Raw genomic sequence first — 6,727 nt, forward strand, 5'->3', positions numbered from 1 at the left:
GAGTGGTGGGACTGAACCGGTTTGGAGCATCGGCGCCCTATCAGGTTCTCTACCAGCAACTGGGCATCACCGCCGAAGCGGTGGCCGCCGCCGCCAGGGAACTGGTTGGGTGAAGAACCTGGGCTGAAAAAACCAGGGCTTGGGGCTGAGGGCTGAAGACTTCGGGCTGAAAACTTCGGGCTCAGGGTATGAACCCATTTTCTTCAGCCCCGAGCTTGCGAGTCTTCAGCCCCAAGCCCTCAGCCCTGGTTTTTTCAGCCCCGAGCTTGCGAGTCTTCAGCCCCAAGCCCTGAGCCCTGGTTTTAAAAAAAGTAACTCACAGGGCTTAACTCATTTCCTGAGAGTGAATTGCAGCAATTCTTGAACCTTCAAGAATTTTCAGTTGAAGCCGGTGAAAATACCTCTGATTTGAGCTTTTGACGGATGACGTTCAGGGCATCAAAGATTTCATCCTCGGTTGGATTCCCTTTCTTAAACTGCAATTTAAAGGAAAAGCTGGCTTCGGTTGCAGTTTTCGCCCGGAAGCGAAAAACATTCGGAGCAGGTGAACCTGATTTCGATTTGGTGGCTGGAATGACTGGGCGATTCCCGGTTTGAAGCGCTTTCGCCACCGCCAACCGTCTTTCCACGGGAAGTTTTACCAACTGGGCCAGCTTATTTTTGGTCAAGTCGGGAACACCAAGACAAACATCAAGAATTTCACTGCCTAAATTGTGGAGCGCCGCAATCCCGCCAATCGTTCCAACCGGCTTGTGAAGGAGCTTTGCCGCCTGCTCCTGAGACCCCGCCTGCTCAATCACCTGTACAATGGCCCGAACTTCATCAACCGGGTGCAGATTTTTTCGCTGAAGATTTTCAATCAATGCCAGAATGCGCAGGTCCTGGTCTGAAACATTTTCCAGGATACTCACCGGCGCAACCTCTTTTCCAAGCTTCTGCAATGCCAGCAACCGGCGGTGTCCAGCAATCAAAGTATATTTGCCATCCGGCTCAACTCGACAAACGAGGTTTTGAAGCAATCCCTGCTGTTGAATGCTTTCCGTAAGCTCTTCGATTTCAGCGTCAGGGTAGTTCTTTCGTGGTTGAAACGGATTAGGCTGAATCAAATCAAGGCGAATTTCTCCGATTCGCTTTGATTTTTTTTCATGGACAAAGCTGGCCAGGGCGGATTGTCGTTGTGGTGTAAAACTTGGCGGAATGGCTTTTTTAGGCATAAAGATCAGATATCAGTCACCTGGATTTGAAAAAACTATCCGTTTTTTTCGTGTGGCTTTGTGAGCAGGGTTAGCATCGAGTTGCAGATTTGCTCGATGTCGTCATTGACCTTGCACTTTTTATCATAGTCCTTCAGCGGCTTACGAAAGGAACCAGCTTCAGAAACTTTGATTGAATCATGAATCGGAGGCAGCAGGGCGTAATCAAACAACTGACATAAGTTTCTCATTTCCTCAAAATGATGCTTTTGAATCATGGTTGCCTGACGAAACATGGTGGGAATAATGCCCAGGACCCTCAGCGGAGATAAATCCATGTTGATCCGCCGTTCCTGCGCTTTCCCAATTTCATATTGGATTTCACCAAACGCCACCACTGATTTGGCCTGGGTTTGAACCGGAATCACCAGTGAATCAACGGCAAATAAAACCTGGATGGTGATTTCAGAAATAGCTGGAGAGCAGTCAAACAAAATGAAATCAAACTCGGAATGAATGAGTTTGAGAAAACCACGCAAGCGACCTTGATCTTTGGCCTCCAGAAGTTCCAGTTCTCCCCGTTTCAATTCCCGATTCGCCAGGCCCAGAAACAAATGAGGATAGAGGGTTGGGAAAACTGAAGGTTTCATTCCTTTGGTGCCGCGATAAATGGAACACCAAAACAAATCAGCCTCTTGCCGTTCGGCTGGATTGAAATCAAAAAAAGTGCTCAGGGTGGCCTGTGGATCAGCATCAACCAGCAGTGTTTTGTAACCCCGTGACGCCAGTTCATAGCCCAGGTCTCTTACAATGGTGGTTTTCCCAACCCCTCCAGCCTGATTGAAAATTGCGATTTTGTGAGCAATTGAAACCTGCTCGGAAACAACTGGTGGTGATGGGAGTTCCGGTTCACCACTCAGGCGAGTTTTTCCAAGCGGCCAACCCCGAGTCTGATTTGGAATCGGAGACTGATTCAAGGAACTTCGAGGAATCAACCATCCATTTCCAACCTTTTGGACGCCCAGGATTTTCTCTTCCTGGCACATTTTTCTAACGGTTGAAATTCCGCAATTTAAGATTTTCGCGGCCTCCTGAACGGAGACAAAGTGATCCGGTGACGCCATACCATACGGTCCTTATCGTTTGTGAGGAAGTTACCAAACTCAAAAATGGAAGGTCCAGTTATATAGCGCTCTCGCTATGGAAGACAAGAAATTTATTTTGGAAGGGACTGTTTGGCGATAGAGCTGAAGAAAGCAGGTTGAAGACATTGGGGCTGAAGACTCGCAAGCTCGGAGCAAAAGAAGGGATGAGGGATGAAATAAGGGACCCAGAAGAAAATAAAATCCCACTGAAATCGGGTTCAGGGTTCAAGGTTCAGGGTTCAGGGTTTCGGTGATGAATTGACTGATCCCACTCAAGATAAGTGCTGAGAAACCAGCAGGTACCATTCAAGTTGGATGATCCTGCCCTGAACCCTGAACCCTGAACCCTGAACCCTGGTGGTATGATATTTCCATCCGACTCCCTAAAACCAATTCTGCAACCCGTCTTCTTCCGCCGAGTTCTTCCGCCCGATGTTCTTCAGCCCAGTTTCTTTCGTCGCCTCAGACTATTTCAGGCTTCGCCGGAAGAGGTAGGAAATTTTGACAAAAAACGAACGCCGATTCCGCTGGAAACCGGGCTCAAATTGTCCGTCAAAGGGGCTAAAGCCGTTCCGATTGAGGTTGTCGTTATATCCGATATACAGGGCTGTTCCTGGGTTTGGCGCCCACCCAAACAGGATTTGTTCGTTGAGGTTCGCTGACAAGGTATTGTAATCAGCCCGGATTCTGGCAAACAAAAACCGCGTCAACTGGTATTTGATTCGCAGCGAAAAAATATGGGATCGAAAGGCTGCCTGCCGGGTGTCATCTCGAATCAGACGGTTGTAATTGTACGTGAGAATGACGTTTAACGGTGATGTTGGTTGCCATTCCGTCCGCCCTTCCACATTGACCCCATTTCCGGCGCCTGGATCGAGCGGGGCATTTGGATTCACCAAAGCACCTGGGCTGACTCGCGGAAATCGCGGCCCGGCACCAAAATCAAAATCCAAAATACCGGCATCATAGGTTACCGATGTACTGAAATTGTATTTTCGACTTGGAATCGTGCCGGCATAGACATAGCCTGAATTTCGATGGGCCGCGCGTTCCGGGTCGGTGCCTGAAAATGTACCTGGACGGGTGGCGGTTCGCTTTGCGCCAAATTCCTCTTCAAAAATGCGCTCGTACCCTCGCTCATAGCCAAACCCAAAATAGGTTTGGCGTTGAAAGTTCATGGTTGTTTCCAGGTAAGCGCCAAAGTATTGGGAGCGCCCCAGAAAGTCGAACCCCAGGTTTGTTCCGCCCCCAACCCGAACATTGACCAGGGTTTTCTTGGGGCGTTGTTCGCTGTTGTAATTGAAATTCAATGATTGCTGATTGGAATTGGTTCGGCGGGTGAAGCCGACATTGGTTCGAAAATCCGTTGAGCGTCCCTGAGCCCGATAGTCAATGCTGAGGTATCGCCCTTTTTTCGAAAGCCCAAGCGAATAGCCAAGCCCGTTTCCAGTCCGATAGATATCACTTCCCTGGTCAGCATCGAAAAAATACTGGCGGGAGGTGGTACCTAAAATTTGAAAATTGAAAATGAATTGCTGTCCGATACGAAATTTCCCGTCAAACCCGGCCAGGTGGTTGTGCCGCTCAATAAAATTTGAAGTCGTGGCCAAAAACCCCAGATTGCTTTCTTTTCCAATATCGCGCTTGAGGCGCAACACCCCAACATAGGAATTCTTGTCGAGAAATTTCTCAATCTCTGGGCGGATAGCGGGGTCATTGCGTTCCTCTTCGCTAAAGTTTCCCGGAGCATTATCACTGGCCAGCAGGGCGCCAAATAAGGTTCGCCCATGCTTTCCAGAGAGTTTTACGGCAATATCCGGATCAACAATCGCGCGGGTGTTGACCGCCTGTAACGGAGTATCGAAAACATCAATATTTTCAAGAAAGAATGGCCGCCGTTCGGGGAAAAATATCGGAAACCGCTGGTTGGCAACCAGAACAGGTTGATCGGCTTCGACATCGGCAAAATCCGGATTGACGGCGACATCAAGGGTGATATTTGGCGTCACGCCATATTTGACGGTCAACCCCAGTTCGCCCGTCACAGGTTTGTTTAAAAAATCATCAGGTGATGTCCGTTTCCCGGATTCTGAAATCGTCAAGGTTGGAATGATATCCAAAATATGCTCAGTTTCGATTTTTTCAAATCCCGTGATATGAGCAGCCTGATTGAGTGTTCCGGTGATATCGCGTGAAATAGGAATCCACGAATCCATTTCATCATTAAATCGGTCAATATTGCGATAGAGGTGAAACCCCCAATTTTTATTTTTTCCGGATTGAAATCGAAGAGACTTAAAGGGAATCGCGACTTCAACCACCCAGCCGTCTGATACAATCTGTCCTTTTGATTCCATGACAATGTCAATACTATAATCGGTGTCTCCGCCATTGGTCAAAATTCCATCTTGTTGGATTCCAAACGGGTTAAAACCAAGAACATATGCCCGGCGCTGATCATTGAAGGTATCTAAAAAAACCCGGATGTTGTCTTCGTTAAAAACCGTGTCGCGTTGGGCCACCGTTGCTCGAATTTTGTCCGGTTCATCGTAACAATAAAACCCAAAATATAAAAATTTGGCGTCATACCCAACCCGAACCACCGTATCACGTGAAGGTTCGATATTATCACCAGGGCTTATTTGGAAAAATTCTTTCAAAACCGCCGCCTGGTTCCAGGCAGGTTCATCCAACTTTCCGTCTATGGTTAATGTGGACTCGAAAAACGGAACTCTGAGTGGTTCAACCTTTTCCGGGGGAATGACGATGGTTCGGGTTGCGGTTTTGATGACCTTGCCAGTCGGTGACGTTTCACTGTTGAGAATCGAAGGGATTTGACCTGAGATGACCGCGCTGAAACCAAACACGACACAGAAGCAGGCAGCCAGATATTTCAGAAATGGCATAACTTCCTCGAAAGGAAAATTTGGGGGGTGGATGAAATGTAATTTTGGGGAAATCTTCCAGCGCCAGTCGTGAGATGAAACCCAACCAACCAAATATCACAGGCTGGTTAGATTGCAAACGAAAAAAACGGGGAAAACTTACTTTTTACCAGAAAAAATGCGAGAAAGCCCCGGCCTCAACCGCGCAGCGGTAGGGCGGGGATGAATCGCAACCGCTGAAAAAAACCAGCCTGACCGACCCTGAACAAAGTAATAAATCTTGCCGAAAACGGTAGCTTTGCGGTAGAGTTAACCTATGAGAAAAAAAGCAGATAAACTCCGGCAACCCCCAACAAACTACCGAAAGGGTCTGAGGAACGCAAAGCCGCCTTTGCCGAGGTGCGGAAAAAATACGGACTGTCGGTCGGCGAGGCGCAAAAGATTGGCCAGCGATTGGTTGAAGGACATTTTGTCAAGTTGACGAATTCGCGAATCGTGCAGCAAGTGGCGAAACGAGCCTGGCGAGCGATTGAAAAAGTGATGGTTGGAAAAGCGAAGCGGGTGCGGTTCAAACGGCGGGATGAATTCCAGCCGTTTGAGACCAACGCCAACGACACTGGAATCCGGGTGGTGATTGGGACCGGAACGGTGTGTGTTGGAAAACTGACGTTTGAGTTCAAGACGGATGAGACCAATCCATATCACGTCCACGCGCTCAAACACCGGGTCAAATACGCCCGAATCGTCAAACGGGTGATCAATGGTCGGTCACGATGGTATGTCCAACTGATTCTGGAAGGAAAGCCGTACCGTGATCTGAAGACACACACGACTCAGAATGGAGAGCGGGTGGGACTTGATTTCGGCCCCTCGTTGATTGCGGTTTCGACCACCACCGACAGCTTTCAAGAACCGCTCAGCCAGGAACTCGACCGGCGGCAGGCTGAAATCCGGAGACTCAAGCGACGACTGGACCGCAGCCGGAGGGCGACCAACCCACACAACTACTCTCCAAACGGGACGGTCAAAAAGGGCCGGAAGCAGTGGAAACAGTCCTCCCGCTACCGACAGACCAGACAGCAACTCAGGGATCTGGAACGCCGCAAGGCTGCCCATCGAAAAAGTCTCCACGGACGGTTGGCGAACCGGATCGTCCGACTCGGCAATCAGATTCATACGGAAAAAGTCAGCTACCGCGGCTGGCAAAAGCAGTTTGGAACATCAATCCAGCATCACGCGCCATCAGCCCTGGAAGGCATTTTAACCCGCAAAGCCGAAACGCTCGGGGGTGGCACACGGCTCATCAACACCTTCCAAACCGCCCTTTCTCAAACCTGCCTGTGCGGGAATCGAAAGAAAAAGACCCTCTCGGAGCGAACCCACCGCTGTACTGAATGCGGGTTCACCGCTCCCAGAGATGAATTTTCAGCCTATCTCGCACTTCATACCTCCTGGACCGACGGAAAATGGGTCGTGAATCTTGACGAAGCACGATCCGGTATCC

The 6,727-nt window shown here is 49.2% G+C and carries 4 protein-coding genes; 1 reads left to right on the forward strand and 3 read right to left on the reverse strand.

The window, feature by feature from the left end; genetic code table 11:
- Positions 1–368 precede the first annotated feature (368 nt).
- The 3 genes from HY774_05710 to HY774_05720 all read right to left on the reverse strand — a co-directional run bounded on the left by HY774_05710 (position 369) and on the right by HY774_05720 (position 5,244).
- Positions 369–1,214, reverse strand: a complete 846-nt coding sequence (locus tag HY774_05710; GenBank protein ID MBI4747963.1) for a ParB/RepB/Spo0J family partition protein — start codon at positions 1,212–1,214, stop codon at positions 369–371.
- A gap of 35 nt (positions 1,215–1,249) precedes the next feature.
- Positions 1,250–2,317, reverse strand: coding sequence for an AAA family ATPase (locus tag HY774_05715; GenBank protein MBI4747964.1), 1,068 nt, complete (start codon positions 2,315–2,317; stop codon positions 1,250–1,252).
- 488 nt (positions 2,318–2,805) lie between these two features.
- Positions 2,806–5,244 carry a carbohydrate binding family 9 domain-containing protein gene (locus tag HY774_05720; GenBank protein ID MBI4747965.1) on the reverse strand — a complete coding sequence of 813 codons (2,439 nt, stop codon included), beginning with the start codon at positions 5,242–5,244 and terminating at the stop codon, positions 2,806–2,808.
- 378 nt (positions 5,245–5,622) lie between these two features.
- On the opposite strand from HY774_05720, the gene HY774_05725 reads away from it, so the two are divergent.
- Positions 5,623–6,727: transposase (locus HY774_05725; GenBank protein ID MBI4747966.1), on the forward strand; the 1,105-nt coding region annotated here is incomplete at its 3' end.

The sequence above is a fragment of the Acidobacteriota bacterium genome (assembly GCA_016208495.1).
GTDB lineage: Bacteria > Acidobacteriota > Blastocatellia > Chloracidobacteriales > Chloracidobacteriaceae > JACQXX01.